This is a genomic window from Desulfitobacterium chlororespirans DSM 11544 (assembly GCF_900143285.1).
Lineage (GTDB): Bacteria > Bacillota > Desulfitobacteriia > Desulfitobacteriales > Desulfitobacteriaceae > Desulfitobacterium > Desulfitobacterium chlororespirans.
This window is the reverse complement of the sequence record NZ_FRDN01000004.1, coordinates 426,546-449,979: the sequence shown is the minus strand read 5'-3', so window position 1 is coordinate 449,979 and position 23,434 is coordinate 426,546. Positions and strand designations below refer to the sequence as shown.

Annotated in this window: 20 protein-coding genes and 1 pseudogene; 14 read left to right on the top strand and 7 right to left on the bottom strand. The window is 47.8% G+C overall.

The annotated features are described in order from the left end of the window. The first annotated feature begins 26 nt into the window (after nt 1-26). Nucleotides 27-344, top strand: a complete 318-nt coding sequence (locus BUA14_RS04930; RefSeq protein ID WP_072771547.1) for a P-II family nitrogen regulator — start codon at nt 27-29, stop codon at nt 342-344. Between the two features lie 137 nt (nt 345-481). Here the strand turns inward: BUA14_RS04930 and BUA14_RS04925 are convergent, their stop codons facing one another. Together BUA14_RS04925 and BUA14_RS04920 are read right to left on the bottom strand one after the other, a co-directional pair. After that, nucleotides 482-2,620 (bottom strand): ABC transporter substrate-binding protein, encoded by a 2,139-nt coding sequence (locus tag BUA14_RS04925; RefSeq protein WP_072771546.1) that lies wholly within the window; start codon nt 2,618-2,620, stop codon nt 482-484. Further along, nucleotides 2,613-3,311, bottom strand: coding sequence for a response regulator transcription factor (locus BUA14_RS04920; protein WP_072771545.1), 699 nt, complete (start codon nt 3,309-3,311; stop codon nt 2,613-2,615). Before BUA14_RS04920 ends, BUA14_RS04925 begins: the two co-directional genes overlap by 8 nt. Nucleotides 3,312-3,523: 212 nt before the next feature. On the opposite strand from BUA14_RS04920, the gene BUA14_RS04915 reads away from it, so the two are divergent. The 9 genes from BUA14_RS04915 to BUA14_RS04875 all read left to right on the top strand — a co-directional run bounded on the left by BUA14_RS04915 (nt 3,524) and on the right by BUA14_RS04875 (nt 14,826). Next, entirely contained in the window at nt 3,524-4,552 is a 1,029-nt protein-coding gene (locus BUA14_RS04915; RefSeq protein WP_072771544.1) for an ABC transporter substrate-binding protein, read from the top strand. Nucleotides 4,553-4,615: 63 nt separating this feature from the next. After that, nucleotides 4,616-6,343 carry an ABC transporter ATP-binding protein/permease gene (locus BUA14_RS04910; protein ID WP_072771543.1) on the top strand — a complete coding sequence of 576 codons (1,728 nt, stop codon included), beginning with the start codon at nt 4,616-4,618 and terminating at the stop codon, nt 6,341-6,343. Between the two features lie 15 nt (nt 6,344-6,358). After that, nucleotides 6,359-8,119, top strand: a complete 1,761-nt coding sequence (locus BUA14_RS04905) for an ABC transporter ATP-binding protein (RefSeq protein WP_072771542.1) — start codon at nt 6,359-6,361, stop codon at nt 8,117-8,119. 22 nt (nt 8,120-8,141) lie between these two features. Next, nucleotides 8,142-9,191, top strand: a complete 1,050-nt coding sequence (locus BUA14_RS04900; RefSeq protein WP_072771541.1) for a FecCD family ABC transporter permease — start codon at nt 8,142-8,144, stop codon at nt 9,189-9,191. Then, nucleotides 9,192-9,953 carry an ABC transporter ATP-binding protein gene (locus BUA14_RS04895; protein WP_072771540.1) on the top strand — a complete coding sequence of 254 codons (762 nt, stop codon included), beginning with the start codon at nt 9,192-9,194 and terminating at the stop codon, nt 9,951-9,953. 45 nt (nt 9,954-9,998) lie between these two features. Further along, nucleotides 9,999-10,754 (top strand): class I SAM-dependent methyltransferase, encoded by a 756-nt coding sequence (locus BUA14_RS04890; RefSeq protein WP_178371630.1) that lies wholly within the window; start codon nt 9,999-10,001, stop codon nt 10,752-10,754. Nucleotides 10,755-10,819: 65 nt separating this feature from the next. Next, complete coding sequence (locus BUA14_RS04885) at nt 10,820-11,293, top strand: MarR family winged helix-turn-helix transcriptional regulator (RefSeq protein WP_072771738.1); 474 nt, start codon at nt 10,820-10,822, stop codon at nt 11,291-11,293. A 66-nt stretch (nt 11,294-11,359) separates the two neighbouring features. Beyond that, nucleotides 11,360-13,102 (top strand): ABC transporter ATP-binding protein, encoded by a 1,743-nt coding sequence (locus tag BUA14_RS04880; protein WP_072771538.1) that lies wholly within the window; start codon nt 11,360-11,362, stop codon nt 13,100-13,102. After that, nucleotides 13,099-14,826 carry an ABC transporter ATP-binding protein gene (locus BUA14_RS04875; protein ID WP_072771537.1) on the top strand — a complete coding sequence of 576 codons (1,728 nt, stop codon included), beginning with the start codon at nt 13,099-13,101 and terminating at the stop codon, nt 14,824-14,826. The genes BUA14_RS04880 and BUA14_RS04875 overlap by 4 nt, the downstream gene beginning before the upstream one ends. An 89-nt stretch (nt 14,827-14,915) precedes the next feature. Here BUA14_RS04875 and BUA14_RS04870 read toward each other — a convergent pair whose 3' ends face one another. The 5 genes from BUA14_RS04870 to BUA14_RS04850 form a co-directional block, all read right to left on the bottom strand. Continuing rightward, nucleotides 14,916-15,512, bottom strand: coding sequence for a helix-turn-helix domain-containing protein (locus tag BUA14_RS04870; RefSeq protein ID WP_072771536.1), 597 nt, complete (start codon nt 15,510-15,512; stop codon nt 14,916-14,918). 175 nt (nt 15,513-15,687) lie between these two features. Beyond that, nucleotides 15,688-17,742: an AAA family ATPase gene (locus tag BUA14_RS04865; RefSeq protein ID WP_072771535.1), complete on the bottom strand. Its 2,055-nt coding sequence runs from the start codon at nt 17,740-17,742 to the stop codon at nt 15,688-15,690. Nucleotides 17,743-17,772: 30 nt separating this feature from the next. After that, the gene (locus BUA14_RS04860) at nt 17,773-18,231 is read right to left on the bottom strand and encodes a DUF6530 family protein (RefSeq protein WP_072771534.1); all 459 of its coding nucleotides are present in this window, start codon (nt 18,229-18,231) and stop codon (nt 17,773-17,775) included. Then, nucleotides 18,228-18,575 carry a GIY-YIG nuclease family protein gene (locus tag BUA14_RS04855; protein WP_072771533.1) on the bottom strand — a complete coding sequence of 116 codons (348 nt, stop codon included), beginning with the start codon at nt 18,573-18,575 and terminating at the stop codon, nt 18,228-18,230. The genes BUA14_RS04860 and BUA14_RS04855 overlap by 4 nt, the downstream gene beginning before the upstream one ends. Nucleotides 18,576-18,755: 180 nt before the next feature. Next, nucleotides 18,756-19,754: a choloylglycine hydrolase family protein gene (locus BUA14_RS04850; RefSeq protein WP_072771532.1), complete on the bottom strand. Its 999-nt coding sequence runs from the start codon at nt 19,752-19,754 to the stop codon at nt 18,756-18,758. A gap of 320 nt (nt 19,755-20,074) precedes the next feature. On the opposite strand from BUA14_RS04850, the pseudogene BUA14_RS28415 reads away from it, so the two are divergent. The 4 genes and pseudogenes from BUA14_RS28415 to BUA14_RS04830 all read left to right on the top strand — a co-directional run bounded on the left by BUA14_RS28415 (nt 20,075) and on the right by BUA14_RS04830 (nt 23,223). Next, nucleotides 20,075-20,648: pseudogene (locus BUA14_RS28415) on the top strand (hypothetical protein). 3 nt (nt 20,649-20,651) lie between these two features. Next, nucleotides 20,652-21,368 carry a BTB/POZ domain-containing protein gene (locus BUA14_RS04840; RefSeq protein WP_072771531.1) on the top strand — a complete coding sequence of 239 codons (717 nt, stop codon included), beginning with the start codon at nt 20,652-20,654 and terminating at the stop codon, nt 21,366-21,368. 66 nt (nt 21,369-21,434) lie between these two features. Continuing rightward, nucleotides 21,435-21,719, top strand: a complete 285-nt coding sequence (locus BUA14_RS04835) for a DUF5316 family protein (protein ID WP_072771530.1) — start codon at nt 21,435-21,437, stop codon at nt 21,717-21,719. A gap of 61 nt (nt 21,720-21,780) precedes the next feature. Continuing rightward, entirely contained in the window at nt 21,781-23,223 is a 1,443-nt protein-coding gene (locus BUA14_RS04830) for a YcdB/YcdC domain-containing protein (RefSeq protein WP_242954551.1), read from the top strand. Nucleotides 23,224-23,434: the final 211 nt, after the last annotated feature.

The following is a 23,434-nucleotide window of genomic DNA, read 5'->3' as shown; positions in this document are numbered from 1 at the left end:
TAAATAAACTACAGGAGACTGTTAAAATGGAAAACGATAATAATAACAACCTAAAAGCTCTCTATATCATCGTCAATGCCGGCTTCGCCGACGAGGTGGTGGAAATCGCCCGCCAGGCCGGGGCAGGGGGAGGGACCGTCATCAACGCCCGCGGTTCCGGCCCGGTGCATAAATCGATTATGGGGATTACCGTCGATACTGAAAAAGAAATCATCTTAAGTATCGTAAGCGGGGATGTGGTGGAAAAGGTCATGGCAGCCATCGGGGAAAAGGCGGGGTTGAAATCCCCCGCCAATGGCATTTGCTTTATTATGCCTGTGGAAAAATGCCTGATTAAGCAATAGTGGTGTGGGGAGTAAGCCGGTTGGGATGTAATTTGTCCTAATCGGCTTATTTTTTATGGGAAATATGGCGCGCTTTTATATTGTTTTAATCATAACAATACTATTCCAAATGGGCTGACTCATGTTCTCCATCAGCCCTAATTGATAGGATGTGGTGAAGGGGCTTGGAGATGAAAGCCTCTGGACAGCTTCTCTACGCAGTCAGCGTTGCGGGTGCCGGGTAAAACATCGTTGAGACTTACAATGATAAATTTATCCTTGACTACCGCAGGCAGTTCCGAAAAAAGCGGGTTGTTTTTAAAAGAGGTGATTTTATCCTCCGGGCCGGTTTTCCCATAATCGATAACTACAACCGCCTCAGGTCTGCCCTGGGTAATTTCTTCATGACTAACAAATAACCAGTTTCGGTTGGCGGCGGCAAAGATGTTTTTGCCGCCGGCCAGCTCAATCATATTGGAAAGAAGAGCACTGCCTGCAGTAAAGAACATTCCGTCCTCCTCAGAATCGAAGACAAACACTGGAACAGGCTCTTCGATGCTGCCTAATTTACCCTGCACTTCCTTGATTTTTGCCGACATGCTTTGCACCACTTCCCCGGCCCGCTCCTCCACGTTAAAGATGCGGCCTAAGGTCAGAATTTCTTCATAGACATCATCCATCCGGGCATTGAACATGTTCGTGGGCTTGTTGATATAAGTAGTGATGCTGGCCTTGTCAACATTTTTCAACAGGGAAATGATTCGGGTGATGTCCAGAGAAAAAGATGTGCCGTAGATAAAGTCCGGTTTTGTACTCACTACGACTTCAAAGGGAGGATAGTTGTGACACCGGAAAGTATTTCCCTCCAGGCAGTTTAAGGAATTGTAAATTTCTTGATATTCAGGTAAAAAATCAGCAGCATGTCCTGTTGACACACCGACAATTTTATCCTGTAAACCAAGGGCGATCAGAGTTTCGATATTCGTTGCCTGCAAGGCAAAAATAGCTTTAGGCACTTCTACAGGTAGGGCAATTTCAATGGAATAGTCATGCTCGGACTGGGTTTCGGTCAGGCTGCCATGATATTGCTCTGCAACAGTGCGGGTATTTTTGATACCCATGCCGGCGTTCTCCGAATTTTTGGCTTCTGGTTTGGTTCCGTTGGCAAAACATAGAGTCAGCATTTCTTCAGCCAAGGTGATTTTGATGATAACAGGCTTATCGGTCGTTGCGTATTTTAAGATATTGGCAAATACGTTATCGAGTATACGTTCCATGGATTGCCTGGATAGTCTTAAAGAATACTGCTGATGAGTCAGAGTTGTTTTAACAGTAAATCCGCTGGATTCCAGCAGAAATATCCCATCAAAGACCAGTTTTTCAAAATCTGTACGGTTCAGGTTTTCTTCAACCTCTATGGACTGCCGTTCAGATCCCACAAAATAAGCAAAGAGGTGATCGGTGAGGCTTTTCAGTTGATTGGCCTTTTCAACACTTTTGACCAAATACTGCTGCAAACGCTGGTCATCCGAGACACGCTTATTCAAAATAATGTCCAGATAGACAATTAAGGCGGCTAGTGGTGTGCGAATATCATGAGACATGGTAGCTGCGAATTTTTGAAGAGCTTCTTGAGTTTGCTTTTGTTTGATTAGCACCTGGCGTATTCCATCGAGGTTTTCGGCTAAAGAAGTGATTTCATCACTTCCTCTTAAAGGTATGGCTATGTCCAGTTTTCCTCCCTGCATGAGCAGAACCTGCTGTTCCAATTCCAGCAGGTAGAATGTTTTGCGATGAACGAAAAACAATACGATGCCCAAAAAGACGGTAAAGAATATTAATAGACTCAAGAGCAGGGCAAGATCATAATCGTAATGTTTGAAATCAAGAGACAGGTTCAGTAACCCGTCTCCATCCCGGAAATGAACCGGGTACAATTCCTTCCACGGCAGGGGCTCATGCCGGATGCCGCTGTCCGGGGTCTCCGCCTGATAAGGAAGGGCAGAATGATAAATGAGGCGGTTATCTTCATACAGCGAAATGCTTGTAATCTTCGTGGTATCCACCCAATGGGAGATTTTAGAGAAATCATGAATGGCAACATCATTTTCCGTGATATAGTGCTGAAAATCAGCTGCCTCTTCCGCCATTCTCTGCTTCAAATAAGCCCCGTCTGCATATTTAACTTCTATCCCGTAGGAAAATAATTGTTGCGATAGGATAAAAACAAGACCGGCGCAGATAAACGCCAGAATGACGGATAAGACCAGCCTTCTGGCCAGTATTTTTTTAAACAATCCGATACCCCTTTCCCCAGACTGTGAGTATATACTTAGGGTCTTTGGGATCATGTTCAATCTTTTGCCGCAGGTTTTTGATATGAGTTACCACCGTATGATTGGAAAGGGGCAAAAAGGGCTGCATCCAGAGGGTCTCGTACAATTCCTCGGCGGAAAATATTCTGCCCCTGTGCAAAGCCAGATGCACCAACAGGCGGTATTCCATATGGCGTAAAGGAATACGTTTACCGGCAAGGATCACTTCCTCAGCTGAGGGGTAAATATGCAATTCCCTGATCTTGATCACATCTGAGCTTACATTATGGTCTTTTCCTTGGTAAACAGCGTATCTGCGCAGCAGAGCCTTGATTCTGGCCACCAGCTCAACGGGGGAAAAGGGTTTGGGCAAATAATCATCTCCCCCGATAATAAGGCCGGTTTCCTTATCCTCGATCCCGGCCTTGGCGGATAAAAATAAAATGGGCGCAATAGTGATTTCCCTGATTTCCCGGCAGGTCTCAAAGCCGGATTGGCCGGGCATCATAATGTCCAAAATGATTAAATCAATAGTCTGCCGATCCTGCAGTAAGCCGAGGGCTGTTTCACCGCTGTCGGCAGTGAGGACTTGATAGCCTTCACTCTCCAGCAAGATCCCAACACCCTCCCGGATATCCTCACTGTCATCAACAATCAGAATAGCTGCACACATGTTTGAGCACCTCCTTGACAAGAAGACGATGGCTTTATGTTTGTAATATTAAGTTACGCTAATTAAAAAGACAAGGGTAACCTAATTGTAAACTATTATAAAATCAGAGGTGATTCTGTTGTGCTTGGGCGATTTTTTTGTATAATTTTAAATCAGGGTTAGCTTGCGCTAACTTATGGTTTAAAATTTATTTATTATAGGGAGGTTTATTAATGAAAAAGGTCGCAAGGTCTATGGTTCTCTTATTGATGAGTGTGCTGCTGGTTTTTACACTTACCGCCTGCAGCCAGAATTCAGTGGATCAACAAGCTGATGAATCCGCCGCTGACGCAAACTTTAAGCCCTTTATTGTTCCGAATTTTAACAGGCAAGTATCTATTGAAAAGATACCTCAATCGGTTTTTGTGGTATCGACTACCAATGCTGAGATACTCTTGGCCCTTGGCCTGGAGGATAAAATAGTCGGGGTGGCGCCGGATATGAGCCAACAAGTGGCTCCGGAGTATCAGGATATCTGGAATTCCCTGAATGTTGTCGGGGAAGAAGTTACTGCTGCGGGAGGTGTATTTACCGGTTACCCCACCTTCGAAGAAATTGTCGCTACAAATCCGGATTTTATTTACGCTAATATCCTTACTTTGGGCGATTCAGGGAAAATTACCGCACTGTCCAATGTCGAGAAGACAGGAATCCCGATTTATTTAAGCAGTGTCTATAGTATGCCAAATACTAAGATGGATGACGTGTATACTGAAATCCTGACATTAGGTCGTATCTTTGATGTTGAAAAACGTGCTGAAGAATTAGTGGGTGAGATGGCAGCAAAGGTTAACAGTGTGAGTGAAAACCTGGGGGAAATCGAAAAGCCGGTGCCAATTTTTGTCTATGATTCTGAAGACGCCGGAATGATTTTTACAGCAGGCAGCGCAGCACTCTCGGACTTTATATCACTTGCCGGGGGGAACAACATCTTTTCCGATGCTTCTAAAGCCTGGTTGTTTGCCAATAAAGAAAAAATAATCGACAGCAAGCCTGAGATAATTGTCATTATCAACTATGGAGAGGTCAGCGCAGAGGACAAAATAGCCAGCATCAAGCAAAACCCGCTTTTTTCGGAATTGCCTGCCGTAGTCAATGACAAAATTATTGTTGTTGATATAAGTGAAACCCTGGCGGGGATACGCAGCGCAGATTGTGTAAAGAAGCTTGCCACAGCTTTTTATCCGGAAAAGTTTGAATAAGAGAAGATAAAGTGCGGTGGATTCGGGGAAGTCCACATGGAAAAACGCACAAGGAGATGAAATATGTTAATCAGTAAAAGATTGTTTGCTATAACCAGGGGCATGCGGGGAAGCGTTGTGCTCAAAGTAGTCATCGGTGTATTGGTGACCGGGACGTACATCATTCAAGGCGTGCTTACAGCTATGGTTTTAAGCCGTGTTTTTGCCGGGGAAGCCTGGGAGCAATTTATAGTAAATTTTGCTGTTATCTTAGGAATGATCCTCCTGCGCTCCGTATTTAACTGGTTCAATGAGGTGCAAAGCAAAAAACTGGCGGGCCAGGCCAAGGAAAAGCTTCGCTATACGATGTTTGAGAAGCTTTTGACCCTGGGGCCGGGTTTTTTGCAAAACAACCGTTCCGGCAGTATTCAGTCGGTGTTTGTGGATGGGGTGGAAGCCATAGGACCTTATATTTCCTACTATATACCCCATTGCTTCGTAACTCTGATCAGCTCCCTGGGGATACTGGCCTATGTGTTTTATTTGCACACCATGGTGGGCGCTATTATGCTCCTGGGTATGATTATCGTGATGGTGGTGCCTTCTCTGTGGATTAAAGTCATGCGCTCTACGGGCATGACCAGCTGGGAAAAGCGCAATCATTTCAATGCCCAGTTTCTCGATGCCCTGCAGGGTATGATGACCCTCAAAGCTTTCAACGCTTCGGAGGCCAAGGGAAAGGAACTGGAAAACGACTCACGGGAGTGGTATAAATCCATCATGCACAATCTGGCCGTCTCGTTGCTGGACTCCTGCCTGATTGGATTGGGTGCGGCCCTCGGTTCGGCTTTTTCCGTGGGTGTGGCCGCCTACCTTTTTGCCCTGGGCCAGCTTAGTCTCACCGGCATGTTTTTAATTCTGTTTTTGTCGGTGGAATGCTTCCGACCGATGACCGACCTTGTGAAATACTGGCATGTGGGATTCCGGGGTTTGACCGCTGCGGATAAAATCTTTGTTTTTTTAGACACTCGGCCCCAGATTGCCGAGCCGGAAGATGCCCCGCCCCTGGCGAAGGCGGGTTTCCACGGGGATGTGGTTTTTGATAAGGTCACTTTCGGCTACAACCAGGGAACCCGGCCGGCGTTGGCAAAGGCAACCTTTACCATCAGCCAGGGGGAAAAGGTAGCGGTCGTGGGGAAATCCGGGGCAGGCAAATCCACCCTGGTCAATTTGCTGCTGCGTTTTTTTGACCCTCAGGAGGGGAGTGTCCGCATCTCCGGGCGGGATCTTAAGACCGTGCCCAGCAGGTCTTTTCACGAGCTGATTTCGGTGGTGTGGCAGGATACCTATCTTTTTCACGGAACCATCGCAGAGAACTTGCGGATTGCCAAACCCGGCGCCGGCCATGAGGAAATTGAAAAAGCGGCCAAGCTGGCCAATATCCATGATTTTATTGTTTCTTTACCGGAGGGTTACGCTACACAAGTAGGAGAGCGGGGAGTGCGCTTTTCAGGGGGCGAGCGGCAGCGTATCGCGGTGGCCCGGGCATTTTTAAAAGATGCGCCTATCCTGGTTCTGGATGAGGCCACTTCCAGCCTGGATGCGGAGAATGAAGCCGCCATTCAGCAGGGGTTGCAGCATCTGATGGAAAACCGTACCGTGCTGATCATAGCCCATCGTTTTTCAACTATTCGTGAAGCTGACCGTATTATCGTGCTGGAAGATCATAAAATCGTGCAGACGGGTACCCATGACGAGCTCATGGCCAAGGGTAAGGGCCAGTATGCGCAGCTGCTGACAGCTCAGCTTTAGAAAAAGGAGAGAGACATGGAGACGAAGGATAATAGTGCATTTTTAAAAAAATTGGGGCGGGTAATGAAGCTTACCTTCTATATAAAAAACCACGCTTGGCTGATTGGGTTTTCCGTGCTCACCGGTATTTTCAATAAAACCCTTCCTGTGCTGAGCGCGGCCCTGGTAGCCTATATCGTCGGTACAGCAGCGGCGGGGGCAGCAGCCCAAGCTCTTGTTGTTTATCTGGTGGTGCTGGGTGTCGTTGTTCTGCTGCGGGCATTGTTTGAATATTTGGAGATGTACATTGCTCATGCGGCTGCTTTCCGCATGCTCCACGATTTTCGCCTGATGATCTACCGGAAGCTGGAACAGCTTTGCCCCGCCTATATGATTGACAAAAAGTCCGGCGCCGTTATATCAACTGTCATGGATGATGTGGAGCAGCTGGAGTGGTTCTACGCCCATACCCTGGGCACCTTCTTTATTGCCATACTGGTCCCCGCTGCTATTCTGATTTATATGCTTTCCCTTCATTGGCTGCTGCCCTTGGTATTGATACCGTGGATGCTGCTGACGGCAGTGACCCACCTGTGGTTCGGGAAAAAAGCCGCTGCCCAGGGGAAGGAAGTGAAGGAAAGCCTGGCCGAAGTCAATGCGGAAACCATTGACGGGGTACAGGGTTTGCGGGAAATTATTTCTTTCGGGCAGCAAAGCTCCTACCTCAACCGCCTGGTCGGCAGAACGAAACGCCTTAACGAAGCACAGGTCCGGGACGGCAAACGGTTGGGTATTGAACAGGCTCTGATCAAGGCCTTCACAGCTCTGGGCATGCTTTCCGTACTTATTGTCTCCTCCCAAATGGTCTCAACCGGAGTGATTCACCAATCCCTTTATCCTGTGGCGGTTATTCTAACTGTCTATGCCTTCAACCCCCTTTTAGAGCTTATGGGGATGATCACGAATTTTGGTTTGATTTCCGCTTCTGCAGACCGTGTGTTTTCTATCCTGGAGGCTGCGCCGGCTGCAGTGGACCGGACGGATAAGCCCCCTGCCCGGGTGTTGCTGCCTTATATTGCCTATCAGAAGGTCAGCTTCCGCTATCAGGAAAGTCTGCCTTTCGTGCTGGAGGATATCAGCTTTGAAGTAAAGCCCGGGGAAACGGTGGCCCTGGTGGGACACTCGGGGGCGGGGAAATCCACCTGTATCAGTCTGCTGCTGCGGTTCTGGGAGGTAACAGAGGGAGCCATCGCCGTAGACGGCGTGGATTTACGGGACATGCCCCAAAAAACCTTGCGGGAGATCATTTCCCTGGTGCCCCAGGATGTTTATCTGTTCAATACCAATATTCGCGACAATATCCGCCTGGGGTTGCCTGGGGCTGAGGATAGAGAGGTTGAAAAGGCGGCAAAAGCCGCCCTTGCTCACGATTTCATTATGGAGATGCCCGAGGGATATGATACCGTTGTCGGGGAGCGGGGGGCACAGCTTTCCGGCGGTCAGCGCCAGCGCATCGCCATCGCCCGCGCCTTTTTGAAAAATTCCCCCATCCTGCTTATGGATGAGGCGGTCTCCAACCTGGATACCACCCATGAGCAACGGCTGCAAAGGGCTATCAAAAATTTGCAGAACAACCGGACAACCCTGATCATTGCCCACAGATTGTCAACCATTATGTCGGCAGACCGGATTGTGGTTCTTGATCATGGGCAGGTAGCGGAAATGGGTTCCCATCAAGAGCTCATGGCCAAAGACGGTATTTACGCCAGATTGGTGGCGATTCAGGCCGGTGCCTAATAAAGGAGAGAGTGGTTTAAAGATGAAAAACAGGCACTTTTCATGGGTCATAACCGCATTGGTGGTATTGCTTATTGCATCCAGTGTGCTGTGCGTTATACTGGGGCCCGTCCATGTGGAAGCCCGCTTTACCTGGCGTATTCTGCTGCATCAAATTCTGGGGGAGCACAGTTGGCTGGAAGTGGATTGGGATAAATCTCAGTTTATCATCGTATGGCTGATCCGCTATCCCCGGGTTCTGCTTGGGCTGGTGGTGGGTGCAGGGCTGGCGGTGGTGGGTACCGGATTGCAGGCCCTTACCCGGAACCAGCTTGCTGATCCCCATTTGCTGGGCATATCTTCCGGTGCTTCCGTAACGGCCGTTCTGTCCATCCTTTTCGGCGTGTTTTCAAGCTTTGGGCAATATGGCTTGTCTTTAAGCGCTTTTATCGGGGCCTTGGGGACCATGATTTTAGTCTATTTTATTGCTCAGGAAGACGGCCGTGTCATCACCACCAGGCTGGTGCTGGGCGGGGTGGCTCTCTCCATGACCTTAGGGGGGATTACCAATCTCATGGTTACCATGGGAGGGTCGGAAGCAGGGATACGTTCGGCCTTGCAGTGGATGCTGGGCAGTTTATCCAGTGCATCCTGGGAGCAGCTGCCTATTCCTACTATGGTTATGCTGATCGGTACGGCAGCCCTGTTCATAACCTATCGTTCCCTTAACGGCATCCTGATGGGGGACGATGTGGCCATATCCATGGGTATCAATGTGGTCCGTTACCGGAAGTTCTTGTTGGTCACCACATCCATCATTACCGGAGTCCTTGTGGCCGTAAGCGGGGCGATTGGTTTTATCGGGCTGATGGTGCCCCATGTCTCCCGTATGATCGTGGGGGCCGACAACCGCAAGGTTATTCCGGTGAGCATGTTAATCGGCGCTATCTTTACTATCTGGATGGACTTGCTGGCCCGAACCCTGGTCCCCTCCTCGGAATTTCCGATCGGTGTGCTCACCTCCATTGTGGGGGGACCCTTTTTCATTTGGATGCTGCGCAAGAAGAAGAGAAACGCCCCGGGGAGGATTTAGATGGAATTGAAATTAACAGGTGTAACCTGCAAAATTCAGGATATCACCATTGTTCAGGATGTCAGCCTGGAGGTAAAGGATGGGGAATTTGTGGGCTTGATCGGTCCCAACGGCAGCGGCAAGACCACCTTGCTTAAGAATATTTATCGGGTCTATTCTCCCTGCCAAGGTGTGATTTCCATGATGGGAGAGGATATTTCCAGACAGTCCTTCAAAAAAACCTTTCGGAATATGTCCGTTGTGGCTCAGGAAATCACTCATGATTTTGATTTCATTGTCCGGGAAGTGGTGATGATGGGGCGCACCCCTCATAAGAGCATCCTTGAACAGGATACGGAAGAAGATGAGAGAATCGTCAGGGAGTCATTGGCTGAGGTCGGCATACTCGAACTGATGGACCGGCATTATGCAACCCTTTCGGGGGGCGAAAAACAGCGGGTGCAGGTGGCCCGGGCTCTGGCCCAGAAAGCGCAGCTGCTGATTATGGATGAACCCACCAACCATCTGGATATCGCCTATAAGATACAGATCATGAAAATGGTCAAGGACCTGGGCATCACTGTGCTGACCACCCTCCATGATCTCAATATTGCAGCCCTCTACTGCGACAGAATTTATGTCCTTAGTGAAGGAAGGATTGTTGGCCAGGGAACGCCTGAAGCCGTACTTTGCCCCGAAATGCTGGCAAAGGTCTTCGGGGTTGCCGCTGAGGTTTCTGTTCACCCCATGACGAAAAAACCAAACATCACCTTCTTGCCTTAATCATGAGACTGCTCCGGTTTTAATAATAGGAAAAGGGGAATGGCAGTGGAAAAACAAATTAAGATTGAGGAAAAGTGGAATAAAGCCGCCCATGAATATGACCATACGGTCAAAAATGAATTAAACAGCTTTAAAGGAAAAGCATGGCTTGAGCTGATTCAACAACATATTCCCCAGAACAGGCCTTTGCATATCCTGGATGTGGGTACTGGTCCCGGTTTTTTTGCCATTTTGCTGGCCGGAGCCGGTTACCGGGTGACGGCCATTGACAGCAGCCAGGGGATGATTGAGAAGGCAAGGCAAAACGCGGCAGAGGCGGGGATCAAAGCGGATTTCGCCCTAATGGACAGTCACCATCTTGATTTTGCCGATGATTCCTTTGATTTGGTCATCAGCCGTAATGTAACCTGGACTTTGCATGATCCGGTCACAGCCTATAGGGAATGGCAGCGGGTCCTGAAACCGGGCGGCAGTCTGTTGATTTTCGATGCCAACTGGCATCTCTATCAATATGACAGGGAATTGATGGACAAGGTAAAGCAACGGGATTCGGAATACAGAAGTCAATACGGCGAACCTGACGATGATTATTATGGGCCGAAGGCCAGGCGGGATGAATCGGCAAAGCTGCTTCTTCATGATCAGCAGCGGCCTGCCTGGGATAATGGAGCCCTTGCCGCTTTGGGCTTTATAGAAATCAGCAATGACCTCCATATTGCCCAACGGGTATGGGATGAAAAAGAGCAGCTCTTGTACGGAGCCAATCCTTTGTTTATGGTGGCGGCTAAGAAAAATGGATAAAAAACAGGGGGTCTTTTTCAAAAGATCCCCTTGACAAAAGGGTTTGGCTGCCATACACTATGGTCATGAATGAAGTTAGAAGCGTCAAACAACAAATCGGCTACGATATTTTAAACTTAGCCATGACTTATGTGGAACTGGATAAACAGGCCCGTTGCTATGGAACCGATACACAGATTTTTCACGCGGAAATTCATATGCTGTCGGCCATTGCCAGGCATCCCGGTATTCATGTGGGAGGGTTGGCCGAACTTTTGGGGATTACCAAAGGGTCGGTTTCCGAAATTATCAAAAAGCTGGAGAGAAAGGCTCTGGTTGTCAAGGAAACAGATGATTACAATCAATCCAAGCTCTCCCTGCGGCTGACGGAGAAAGGAGAGAAAGCCCACTGCAATCATATGCACTATCATGCTCTTTTGAACGGTATGGTAGAGAATGAGTTGGCTGGGGCTTCGGAAGATGAGGTTCAGTTTTTGTCCCGCTTTTTAACCGCGATTACGACTAAAGCGGAAGAATTAAGTCATCTTATTGGCGATTAAATTTTTTACCTAAAGAGTATGGTTGCCATACTCTTTTCGAAAAACAACAGTTAGAGGAGGCTGACCTTGGATACGAAAATCTTAACCAAACAAATCAAAGCCAAGAACAAAGCAGCGGATAGTTATATGACAGTGAGCGTATTGTCCGGCATTGCCACGACCTTTTTGGTGGTCTGGCTGGTCAATTTGTTTATAACCGAACAAGCGTCAATCCAGAAAATTATCCTGGCCGGAGCGGGCCTTTGCCTTTTGCAAGCCATGAAAGCCATTTTCTACGCCCTGGGAACCGGAAGGGCCCATGATGCGGCTTACCGCAGCTTGGCGGAAATCCGGTTGGATATAGTAAGCCATCTTAAAAAACTGCCCCTGAGTTTTTTTCAAAAGCGCAAAACCGGGGATTTGGCCAATATTATCAATCATGATGTGGAGCAGATTGAAATCTATCTCGCTCACGCCCAGCCGGAAATTAAAATCACCCTGTTGCTGCCCCTACTGGTGACCCTTGCCATGCTGGTCCTTGACTGGCGGCTGGGCCTGGCTTTAGTTGCACCTTTTCCGGTGATGGTGCTGTACCAAAAAGTTGTTTACAAGTTATGGGATAAAACCTTGAAACGCTATAATCAGAGTACGAAAGAAATGTCGGAAGACTTAATTGAATATATCTCCACCATGCCCGCCATCAAAGCCTTTGCCACCGATGAACAAAAAACCGATGCAGTCCTTACCCGTATGCGGTCCTATATCAGTTGGGTCAAAAAGATCATGTACACGGTTTCCGTTCCTTTAAGTATGGTTCAGATGCTGCTGGAAATCGGCCTGGTGCTGGTGGTGATCGTAGGGACGGGACTGATGATCAGCGGGCAGCTCTCCCTTATCCGTTTCATTCTGGCCCTGATTCTGGCTAATGTGTTTTCCAGCTCTTTAATCAGGTATATGTCCTTTCATCACGCCGATATTGTGCTGGGCCGTTCCGTGGAGAGCATTGCCACCATCACAGGTGAAAATCCCCGGCCGGATTATCCCCGAGACCCATCACTGGGTCCCGGAAATATTGAATTGCGGGATGTAACGTTCAGCTATGACGGCAGGGAGGAAGCCTTAAAAGAAGTCAGCCTCACTTTCCGGGAAAATACCATCAACGCCATTGTCGGCTCCTCCGGCTCCGGAAAATCCACCATTGCCAGCCTGATCATGGGTTTTTGGCCTGTGGAACAGGGAAGGGTAACCATCGGCGGAAAAAATATCGCAGCTATGAATGAGGGGGATTTGTCCGGACTGGTTGCCATCGTGCAGCAGGATACCTTCCTGTTTAACGCTACCATTGCGGAAAATATCCGCATCGGACGGGCCGGGGCAAGCAGGTCGGAAATCATGGAAGCCGCCCAAAAAGCCCGGCTCCACGAGATGATCAGCGAGCTGCCGGAGGGCTACGATACCATGGTGGGGGAAGGGGGGGCCAAGCTCTCCGGCGGGGAAAAACAGCGGATCGCCATTGCCCGCATGATGCTGAAAAATGCTCCCATCATTATTCTGGATGAAGCGACCGCCGCTATTGATCCGTATAACGAACATTTGATCCAGGAAGCGATTACCAATCTCAGTCAAAACAAAACCTTGATTATGATCGCCCATCATTTGAACACGATTGTCAATGCCGATCAGATCATCGTCATGGATGCAGGGCGGATGATTGCCAGGGGCAAACACCGGGAGCTGCTTGACACCTGCCCCCTTTATCAAGAGATGGTCCAAGCGCAGAAGAAAGTAGATCATTGGGAAATCAAGCAAAGCCAGGAGGTATGGACATGATCAAAAAAATTCTCTCGGTGGTAACCGGTCAGGGAAAAGCACTGATCGCCACAGCCACCATGGCTTTTACAGCAGCAGGTCTTTTAGGAGCTTATCTGATGTACTTGGTTATCGACATGCTGAATCATGTTCATACTTATCAGGAGGCCGGTGAGCTGACAGGACTGTGGATTGCTCTGTTGGCCATTGTACTGCTCAAAACCTTGATGGCAGTGGTGGCGGATATGGCCAAACACTTTGCTGGTTTTGAGGTGGTGCTCACTGTGCGGGAAAGCATGATCAAAAAGCTCAAGCAGTTCTCTTTGGGTTTTTACAGCAAGGAGCGGCTGGGTGAGATCAGCACCATCATCCATAAAGATGTGGACAATCTGGAGGGTGTGGTGGGGCATTTTTTCTCCGTGATGCTCAGCGATATTCTCATCGCCCTGATCCTTGGGGCCTGGCTTTTCAGCCAAAGTCCGCTTCTGGGGCTGGCCATGGTCTCCCTGCTGCCCCTGGCGGTGCTGATGCTGGTCTGGGGCTTTCGCAAAAATCTCAGATTGCAGGAAAAAACCAACGACGACTTGGCCGATATGGTCAGTTTGTTTGTGGAATACACCAAAGGCATTCCTTTGATGAAGGCCTTTTCAGAAAACCCGGCTTTCGAAGCCAAACTGCGGGGCAGCATCGAAAAATTCGGGGTAAGCGCCCGCCGGCAAGCCAAGACAGTGGCAGATTATGTGGGCAGGTTTTCGCTCTTCTTTGAGCTTTCTTATGCCATGATGATCATCACCGGCGCTTTGCTGCTGTACAGGGGAAGCCTGGAAATGGGGACCTTTTTGCTGTTTATTATTTTCAGCATGGAATTTTACAAGCCCTTTCGGAAGATTGAAAAATACTGGCTGGATTATCTCCAGGTCAAGGACAGCTACCGCCGGGTGGCGGGGATTCTGGAGGCCCCTACTGTGCCGGCGGTGGCAACACCCAGGAAGAGCGAAGCGTTTGACATCACCTATGAAAAGGTCAATTTCTCTTATGAAACCGATGAATTTGCCCTGAAAAATGTTGATTTCCGATTGCCCCAGGGAACCCTGACCGCCCTGGTAGGTCCCTCCGGGTCCGGTAAAACCACCGTTACCAACCTGCTGCTCCGTTTCTGGGATAGTCAAAGGGGTTCGATCAAAGTGGGCGGGGTGGATATCCGGGAGATGGATTACGATGAGCTGCTGGCTAAGGTCAGTATTGTTATGCAGAATGTGGTGCTCTTTGCCGACAGCATCTATGAAAATATCCGGTTGGGCAACCGGAATGCCACAAAGGAACAGGTGATTGAGGCGGCTCAAAAGGCTCAGATCCATGACTTTATCAGCAGTTTGCCCCAGGGCTATGAGACGAAGGTGGGGGAAAACGGGGTAGGCTTGTCAGGCGGTCAAAAACAGCGCATTTCCATTGCCCGGGCTTTCCTCAAAAATGCGCCGATTGTAGTGCTGGACGAAATTACCAGCCATGTTGATCCGGTCAATGAAACCAAAATCCAGCAGGCCATCAGCGCTTTAGCCAAGGACAGAACGGTGCTGGTGATCGCCCATCATCTGCGTACCATTCAGACCGCTGATCAGCTCCTTGTTTTTGATAAGGGGGAACTTGTGGAGCAAGGAACCCATACTCAGTTGCTTGAGAAAAAAGGGATATACGCCCGGCTCTGGGAGGCTCAGGAGATGGCTAAAGGATGGAAAATTGCCTAGCTGGGCAGCACAAGGCAGCATAGGCACAAAGCAGTATATAAGGAGACCATGCCCATGACAGAATGCGTTCATGGGCATGGCTCTGAAATTTACTCCCAAATACCGGAATATTTTTGCAGGCCGTGCCTTGTGCAATACACATACAGATGACCGGCCTTTTTCAGCATAGGAATACGGACTTCCGCGCTTTGCTCCGGATACAAGCGGGTCAGCAGCATTCGGTCATAGAGCACATAAGCCACAAAGGAAATATAGTGGTCTTTCAGCATGTCATGGTCAAGGGTAAGATAATAGTCCAGATCCAGCTTCTCCACTGTGATTGCATGATCTGCGGTGCAGGGCACGGGCTTTAAGGGCTGCAGTTTTCGTCCGCAGCAGGCGAGGGAAGCTTTCCCCGTACTGGTCAGAATGTTTCCACAGGTTGGACAGACATAGAATTGAGTTTTATCAATCTTCCCTACATCGGGTAAGTTGGGATCGAGTTTTCCCTCCAGCATTTTTTGAATATCCGCCCCCAGCACCGCTGAAAGTCCGGACCAAAGGGTGACATCAGGGCAACCCAAACCCCGCTCCCATTTGGAAATGGTCTTGTTGCTGATATTCAGCCTATCCGCAACCTGCTGCTGGGTCAGGCCCTTTTCTTTGCGCAGCTCTAAAATCAGACGCCCTACCTTGGCGCAGTCCATATGAATCACCTCCGGAAGTCGTTAGTTGAATGCTTATAGGTTTAATTATAGATTCAGTTAGTACTCTGTAGCACCTAAAACTTACATTGCCCGGCGAGGAAAATTTGCGTAGGACAAGGCGGAGGAATGAGGAATACCGGTCGTATGGCGATTGACGACAACGCAGTCCTACGTGCTAGAGATATTTGGCAATGATTTGAACCAGCCGGGCCGGAAGCTGTCGTAAATCGGTGATGTCCAGATAGCGTTCCGGCCCGTAAATATCACAAAGGGTCTCTTTATCCTGCCCGATGGCGGCGGCCAGAAACAGGATGCCCTTGCGGCTGTAGTCCCTGATAACTTCTTTCATATCGGCTATGGCAACTTTGCCGGTATAGTCCGGCAGAGCCTTGGGCTGACCGTCGCTGATGCTGATGAGCAGCTTAGTCTTTTGGGTCGCTTGCAGCAGTTTTTCGCCCAGGATGCGCAGGGCCATGCCGTCCCGGTTGTTGCTGTGTCCTTGAATCGCCATGAGAGAATACTTGTCGTTCAGGGATGGATTCTCATAGTCAATATAGGAGTAAAGGGACATCCGCTCCAAAGGTGAGCGGTCTGCCGTGTCCCCGTAAATCAAGGTGGGTATGCCGCAGCTTGCACAAAATTCGTAAACTGCCACAGCCGCTTGTTTGGCGGCAGTTAACCGCCCAAAGGCACTCATGGAGGCCGATTCGTCAATGCGCAGTGCTACCGCCAGAGAAGGTTCTTCATTGGGCGGGCACTTCTGGGAAAAGCAGCGAAAATCAGGGGAAGCCAGCTTTTCGGCATGGAACTTCGTTCCATAAACACGGGATTTTCCGAATTCCGTGGCTGCTTCATGTTCCAACAGCGGAAAGGTTTTCCGTACCAATTCCCGGATAACCGGCCTCAGTCCGGAGGCAATCTGCTCATATTCATGATGATGAGCAAGAGTTGCTTCCGGACGGTGGACAATCAGATTGACCTTCTCGTGGCAAGATCCCTTGACCATTTCCCGGGCCTGCTGGTTGAGATGCTTGCGAAAATCCCGCTTTTGCTGCTCCAATTCCTCAGGGGAAGTTGGCTGCAGCTCATGATAGATGGGAGCCCCATCCTCACCCTGATCCGAGCTTTGACTAGGGTCGGAGTTTTCTTCATGATCAGCGGAGTGGCCTGCGCTGTCGGCTGACTTGCGCAGGGCAACCGCCGGCATATCAGTCGGTGCCGGGGCGGGGAACTCGGCATCCATAGCTCCTTCGGCGTGGATTTCCATGATCTCGCCCTGGGTTCTCCCTGACTGTTCGGATACCTTTTCCAGGGCTGCCAACATGCCCTGTTTTGCCAGAGCTTGTTCAAGAATAAGGATTTCATCGGGATCGGTGGTGATTTTATAAATGACCTTGTGATAGAGGGCCTCCACCGTTTCTGAACCCTGCAGGACGGCATCCACCCAGAAAAAGTAGGAACGCATACCGGCCACACCCTTGATGGCGTTGGCTTTGGCAGTTTGATCCAGCAAGACGATGGCCCGGGCAAAGGTCAGCAGAAGTTCCTGATCGGTGCAGCCGGTTTTAGCCAACCCTCGTTCCATCATGACTTCCACAGCAGGCAGATCCATCTTCTCACTGTGCTGCACACGGTCACGCAAAGCCTCGTTCAAGGGGCGGCAACCGTTGTAGCCGCGGTTTGTGGTAATGACTGCGATAAAATCGGGATGACGATGGGCAATCCGGGTGGGCAGATTGATACTGCCTTCCGGCTCTAAAGCCGAGTTAAGAGCCATCAGCACCGCCGCGTCCCGGATAACCGTAGGTTCCTGAATCTCCAACAGCCATCCCTTTTCATAAGCCTGCACAATTTCCGAGGGATAATAGTTGTAGGTTACGGCTTCAGCCTTGTTCCCGTCTTCATCTCTATGCTTATCTTCCGGCAGTACGGGCAGGATGGAACCCAGGATGTCGGATTTATCCATATCGGCGAAGCAGGTCACTTTCGTATAAGGCAGACCAAAGTTGGCCGAGAGGGCTTTGGCAAGCTGTGTCTTGCCGGAGCCGGCATCTCCTTCCAAAAGAATAGTGGTTATTTTCATTTCACCCCGTGCCCAATTCCGGTACACTTCTGCAGAGATGCGGCGCTCAGCTTCACTTTCGATGTGAGTGTCAGGTTTTTGCCAGACAAGGGATGTCTCTTCCTCTGTCAGCTGTCTGGCCGGCGACAGAATCCACCTGTTTTCCATAATAAACTACTCCAATTCTTTTAAAGTAAACTACTCCAGTTCTTCTAAAATGCGGGTCAGCACGCGCAGCCGTTCCCCGGTCAGTTCGCCCAGATCATTGAGGGCTTGGGAAAATTTCTGAATGTCCTCCTTGATATCCAGGTTTTCAGTGCAAACAGCCACGGCAAGAACACCCCCCTGGACACCAAGGCGTTCCACAGTCGGTTTCTCCGGATCATAGAGCAGCGGCAGCCGGTAAGCTTCGCGAAAATGCAGCAGGGTGCGGCTGAGGAGAATCATCAGATCGATGACTTGATGAAGGGGCAGTTCTGTACTGATTTCTAATCTGCCCTCTGCGGTTTCTTTCCATACTTGAGCGGCAATCGGCATAGATTTGTTGTCGGCCATGGTGGGTGCGCCCAGGGTCAGTCGTTTGATATCCGACCGATAAGCCTTTCTCCCGTCGATGAGGTCATACTGCTCGGCAGTCATTACGATATCCTTGTTCATCGCCAAATCCTCCTTGCTTGTTTATCCTGGGCCAGACACTGCTCACGCAGCGCTTCCAGTTCATCTGTGTGATCAACTTGAGGATCTTCGTATTTCAAAACTTTAAGCACAGACAATTCAAACCCATTTTCTCTATAGTGGTTCCAAAGCTCTTGCAGCCGTTGATTAGGGTGCCGGTTGGCTGACAGTTTACAGCGGGTACTGTTGAAATAAGCCCTGGTATCTTTGGCAGCACCAAGGAAAGCTTCTCCTGTGGCAAGACAGCGGAAAGAAACGACACCCATTTCGGGTTTTCTGTTTTTATATTCCTCAAGAAGTTGTTTTTTTCTTTTTATATCCATCATGTTCACCTCGGCTTTATTGTAGATGCTGAGTCTATGGAAAACAATCTATGCTCCGTAGAGTAAACATTCCTAGTTAAGCTGCTATTGGCAAAAATAAGGGCTACTATATCATTATAAGCCGAAAAAAGCAGGTGTATTTGCAAACTAAGATACACCTGCTTTTTTGTTCTTTTTGGGGATTCAAGTAAGCATTTTTTCAAACACAACCGGGCGATTTAGTTTTCCCAGGCAGCTTGGCCGTACACTATATTCATAATGATCCCAAAGGCTTGCCGTTGCAATCTGGCTGTTGTCATAAGTCCTGAAGAAATACTCACAAGCATGGGTATTCATTAAAACTGCATACTGGGTATAATCGTAAGTATTGCGCTCAGTTATGACTGCTCCTTTGGGAATAGAAACGCCTTCCATGAGGTGGAAGCCGGCCATTACTGCTTCTATTCTGTTCTTTGGCAGTGGTATATGTGTTTTTTGATAGGCAGTTTTTACGAATCGTTCGGGGGAGGTATAGCCCCCCGGCAGCAGCCTGGTTCCCGCTCCCTGGCCGAAGGGCGTCAACTGAATGTTTCCCCAATAAGTTTCAGGGGTCTGCAAGGGGGATACATCCAGGTAATTTCTTAAATTCGTCATCTGCCACTGAAAATCAGGGCTGTTGGTCAGAACACCGAGGGGATTGGGGAAGAGTTCCAGACCATTCTTGGTGGATTCTATGACGACACATTTTCCGTTTCTGTCTGTGGCAATCCAATGCAATGGGGCAACAGTCTGTGTTATAGGATCGGGCAGACCAATGAGGGAGAGGTTCTGCAGGATTATGTTTAGTTCTTCGACCGAGCCGCAGCACCCTAAAATATAATGAAGAAAATCCAAAGAGGCAACAGGTTTCTTTCCCGAGTGCATCATAGGCATGGCGTATTGGGCATAACCGGCAAAATAGAGTGCTGCAGCGGCAAAGCCTTTTTCATTGACACCATCGAAAAAACCCAGTGCACCATCGCTTTCCTGGCCAATGCCGATGAAACTGTAGTAATTATAAAACCTATGGTTGTTTAAACTATTATTCCATACGTAATTTTTAGGTACTACATAGAGCTGTGGTTCAATCCAATAAGAAAAGTCCATGGTTCGCCCGAAAAAATTCTCCATCTGTTGGGATTGTAATGTGATTGCTGTGCACATGTTAATATCCTCCCCGGCGCCTTATAAGATTGCAGAATGGTTATTTAAACTTATGCATTGTACACGCCGGAAAATTGTCGAATCCTGAGCACCCGGGACCCCGGCAAGGAACTTGTAACTATTTTACAACAAAAAGAAGGAGAAGCATCCATATATAAGAAACTATATTAACGAATACATATTTTCCGGATACTTCACTTAAGCGGTTGCCACTGATTATCCGGGTGAAAATTTTAAGCTATTGGATCGCAGTTATAGATGTTGTGCAGCAAAGATTGGTTGAAGTCGATAAGGAGGAATAAATATTGTCCGAAAATGAAATGGATTTATCTTTTTCTGTCCAAAAACACAGTAATCTGCACCCCGACTGTGAAAACTGCTTTGGCTTGTGCTGTGTTGCACTCTACTTTTCAGACTCAGAGGGTTTCCCAATCAACAAAAACGCAGGGGAACCTTGCCCCAATCTGGAACAAGATTTCCGCTGTTGTATCCACAATATTTCATTTCATGAGACAACTTCATGAACTTCTCTGGTATCTGACAGAAGCGTTGACGCTTCAGCCAGCTGACCCTATTCATAGTACGCTTAATTCTATGCTTGATGAGACGGAACAAGTCACTTGCCTTAGACCTGATTTACTCATGCAACTAGATTTGGCAGCACACCGAACAAAAGTCAATACGCTGCTGCTGAGGACTAGTGAACTTGTAAGGAGTGAAGTTTCACACGGGCTTAAGACTCAGCGCGGACGCAAGAAAACCTTCGGCAGAGGGGCAGACCTCAGCAAGAGTATCTTTCTTACCCAAGCTCAGCTTAATGTAGCGAAGGGGGATGTCAGTTCGCAAGACGTTAGCCGAAATCAAAAAGATATAGAATTTTTAAGAGGAGAATAATAGATGGAAGATTATCTGGAGTTTGATGAAATGCAAATTGGCAGTGTGAGTTGTTTAGGTAAAGAAGGGGTTCCGGTTTGGGGGATTATTCATTACCTTGAACAAACATGTTTGAATCACATGAAATTGACTACCGTACAAAGAATTTGCGAGCTTTCGGCTAGGGGTATAGAAGATTGTCGTTTTTCAGTAGCAGCAAGTTCCGCAGAGATTTTTCCATCTGAATCTTTATTGGACAGCACTTTTAAGGATTATGTAGTTATGGCTGATAATGAAAAGTCTCCTGATAGTTTTTGGAAGGTGATTGCCAACTATAAAAGACCAGTGGTTTTTTATCATAATGGAAACCGAAAGATTCCCCTCTATGATTTTACTTATCCTGAGGCAGTAAGAATAACTTCCTTTACCGAGCAATCACCTTTCCAAGTAGATGCTAAAGGCGCGGTAGGGGCATTGATTGATTTGGTTTATGCAGGGGAGAGAGAAGAAAGAGCCAGACAGCTATTTCTTAACGAACAGATTGGACAATCTGCCAGGAACATTGAAGCTATTGTGCGGGCAAGTGCAGTTATCTCAAACCCAAATGTGCCGGAGGGAGTCAGGCGGTATGCAGAACAGCAATTAATTAATTGCCTGGGTTCCCAAGCAAAATTAAATGAAAAGGTTGGTATAAATCAAGTTACGATCCGTTTAGATGGGCAGATAGATGTTAAAGGGTAGATGAAAGTTTTGAGTTCGGCTAACAGCGTTCGGAATTTATATCTATTGGCTAAGGAGGGGTGGGAAATGAGGTTTTTGGGAATTGGGATAATGGTAAGTCTAGCGACACTAATAATTTCGTGGTTGGTTGGGAATCCAGAAATTATAGTCAATGCGTTATTAATTATTGGCTTAATTCCGATGGCGTTTTCGGCCCTATTTGCCGGAGTATTTGTTAGCGGAGATAGAATGAGAGGCAATTATTCTGGTGAAGATGATTTTCGAAAAAGAATGGATATATCAACAAAGCTGTTTTTACTGGGATTACCATCTCTGTTAACGGCGTTCGCAGTTTATTTCATTATTAAGTAAAAACAAGCTGCACAATGCAGTTATATAAACTAGAGAATGTTTTCCCATGGGAGTTAAAGGAGTGACAAGTTTGCTGAAAAAGGAATTATTAAGAATTGCAACTTCAGTGGTAAAGATTCCTGACGATTATGAGCTGACTATTGAGGATTATCCTGAAAGCGACAACGCAGAAGGAGAAGCTATATTTTTATGGACCGATCAAAAGCGGGATGAGGCAATCTCTGTTCACCTTGATGCTGAAGGGAACTTAACCTATTTATCCATTGATCGGCAAGAGAAAGAACCCGCTGCCATAGCCATGGATGAAGTTGAAAAAAGAAAATGTGCGGAGCAATTTTTACGTATTCATTACCCTGATGCATTGAGAGATTTAACCTTCTATAAAACAAAAAATTTGTCCCATGCTGATCGTTTCTATTATGAACAAATCGTGATGGGCTTACCTTTAGAGCATGCCGGGTGTTATATGGATATCGACCCATTAGGAGAGGTTGTAACTTTTTCCTATTCTTATAAAGGAGTAAGTGGAATTCCAGAAATACCCTCTACTCTGATTTCTAAAGAAAAATTGAAGGAACACATAGGCCATGCTCTTCAATTCCGACTCAAGATTCATTCATTGCATAGTGAGGTCCATGATGTGGAACAAGACGGTCTTTATTTGGTATATGAGCCAAATGTCGTTTTTCAGACATATCGAGCGGCTAATTTAAGTCCGGAAATAAAGATGAGCAGTGATGAAGGGGAAGGTGAAACCTATGTTTCCCTGCCAACCCTCTCATTAAAGAAGGTTCGCCGAGACTTAGGAAATGAAGAAGTGATGGGTATTACGGAAAACCTTGAGATAATCCGTGAAGTGGATATGGGGGAAGAGAGGGGCATAGTCTGGCGGAATCGTAACTGGCAAATGACGGAACAGGATTTGTCGATGAGCGGCTTTTTTAGGCGGCAAACAGAAGATACGGTTAAGGCTTTTGTTTCCAAAAGCTCCGGAAAAGTAAGGAGCTTTATCTGGTTTATGGAGCGCAAGGGTGATAGGCAGCTGACCCGCGAAAAATGCTATACCATTGCCATTGAGTTTTTAGAATGGGTGATCCCGGAGTATTTCGACTTCCTTCAACTAACGGTACCCAAAGCTAGAGATGAAAATAAGGAAAATAGGGATAATGATCTAAAGGAATTGTTCATTTTTACATTTCACAATGGTCATGGTATATCCGTGGACTCCATAGTCACAGTTGCCATCAACCGTACTACAGGGCTGGTTGATTATTACAACGGACCTGATTTTGATATAGAACAGCTGCGGCAGTTGCCTATAAAACCAGCGATAACAGAAGAGAGAGCCAAGGAAATATTTATGGATCATTTGGATTTTGAGTTGAAATGGGACCATGCCTATGGTGAAGAAGAGTCAGATACGCTTGTTTACCAACTATGTGATGTTAAATCAAGAACTCCAATTCGCTATATTGATGCTATTACCGGGGAAGTTCGGCATTAGGCAGGCACTTTCTCAACACAACCGGGTGATTTAGGGCAGACCAATGAGGGATAGATTCTGGAGGATGATGCCTAATTCTTCCACTGATCAGCATCTTCCAAAGTCAATGTTCATTAAAGGGATATTGACACGCCATGATGGAGGCAAAAACTGTTGAAAGCGCTGATTCAAAATGTAGAAAAAACCTGCACTTTTGTCCGGCGCGGTATCA

Excerpts from the sequence above, each read along its gene's own strand:
- BUA14_RS04930 (WP_072771547.1), top strand. The coding sequence starts at position 27 with ATGGAAAACGATAATAATAACAACCTAAAAGCTCTCTATATCATCGTC.
- BUA14_RS04920 (WP_072771545.1), bottom strand. The coding sequence starts at position 3,311 with ATGTGTGCAGCTATTCTGATTGTTGATGACAGTGAGGATATCCGGGAG.
- BUA14_RS04915 (WP_072771544.1), top strand. The coding sequence starts at position 3,524 with ATGAAAAAGGTCGCAAGGTCTATGGTTCTCTTATTGATGAGTGTGCTG.
- BUA14_RS04910 (WP_072771543.1), top strand. The coding sequence starts at position 4,616 with ATGTTAATCAGTAAAAGATTGTTTGCTATAACCAGGGGCATGCGGGGA.
- BUA14_RS04905 (WP_072771542.1), top strand. The coding sequence starts at position 6,359 with ATGGAGACGAAGGATAATAGTGCATTTTTAAAAAAATTGGGGCGGGTA.
- BUA14_RS04900 (WP_072771541.1), top strand. The coding sequence starts at position 8,142 with ATGAAAAACAGGCACTTTTCATGGGTCATAACCGCATTGGTGGTATTG.
- BUA14_RS04895 (WP_072771540.1), top strand. The coding sequence starts at position 9,192 with ATGGAATTGAAATTAACAGGTGTAACCTGCAAAATTCAGGATATCACC.
- BUA14_RS04885 (WP_072771738.1), top strand. The coding sequence starts at position 10,820 with ATGAATGAAGTTAGAAGCGTCAAACAACAAATCGGCTACGATATTTTA.
- BUA14_RS04875 (WP_072771537.1), top strand. The coding sequence starts at position 13,099 with ATGATCAAAAAAATTCTCTCGGTGGTAACCGGTCAGGGAAAAGCACTG.
- BUA14_RS04870 (WP_072771536.1), bottom strand. The coding sequence starts at position 15,512 with ATGGACTGCGCCAAGGTAGGGCGTCTGATTTTAGAGCTGCGCAAAGAA.
- BUA14_RS04865 (WP_072771535.1), bottom strand. The coding sequence starts at position 17,742 with ATGGAAAACAGGTGGATTCTGTCGCCGGCCAGACAGCTGACAGAGGAA.
- BUA14_RS04860 (WP_072771534.1), bottom strand. The coding sequence starts at position 18,231 with ATGAACAAGGATATCGTAATGACTGCCGAGCAGTATGACCTCATCGAC.
- BUA14_RS04855 (WP_072771533.1), bottom strand. The coding sequence starts at position 18,575 with ATGATGGATATAAAAAGAAAAAAACAACTTCTTGAGGAATATAAAAAC.
- BUA14_RS04850 (WP_072771532.1), bottom strand. The coding sequence starts at position 19,754 with ATGTGCACAGCAATCACATTACAATCCCAACAGATGGAGAATTTTTTC.
- BUA14_RS04840 (WP_072771531.1), top strand. The coding sequence starts at position 20,652 with ATGGAAGATTATCTGGAGTTTGATGAAATGCAAATTGGCAGTGTGAGT.
- BUA14_RS04835 (WP_072771530.1), top strand. The coding sequence starts at position 21,435 with ATGAGGTTTTTGGGAATTGGGATAATGGTAAGTCTAGCGACACTAATA.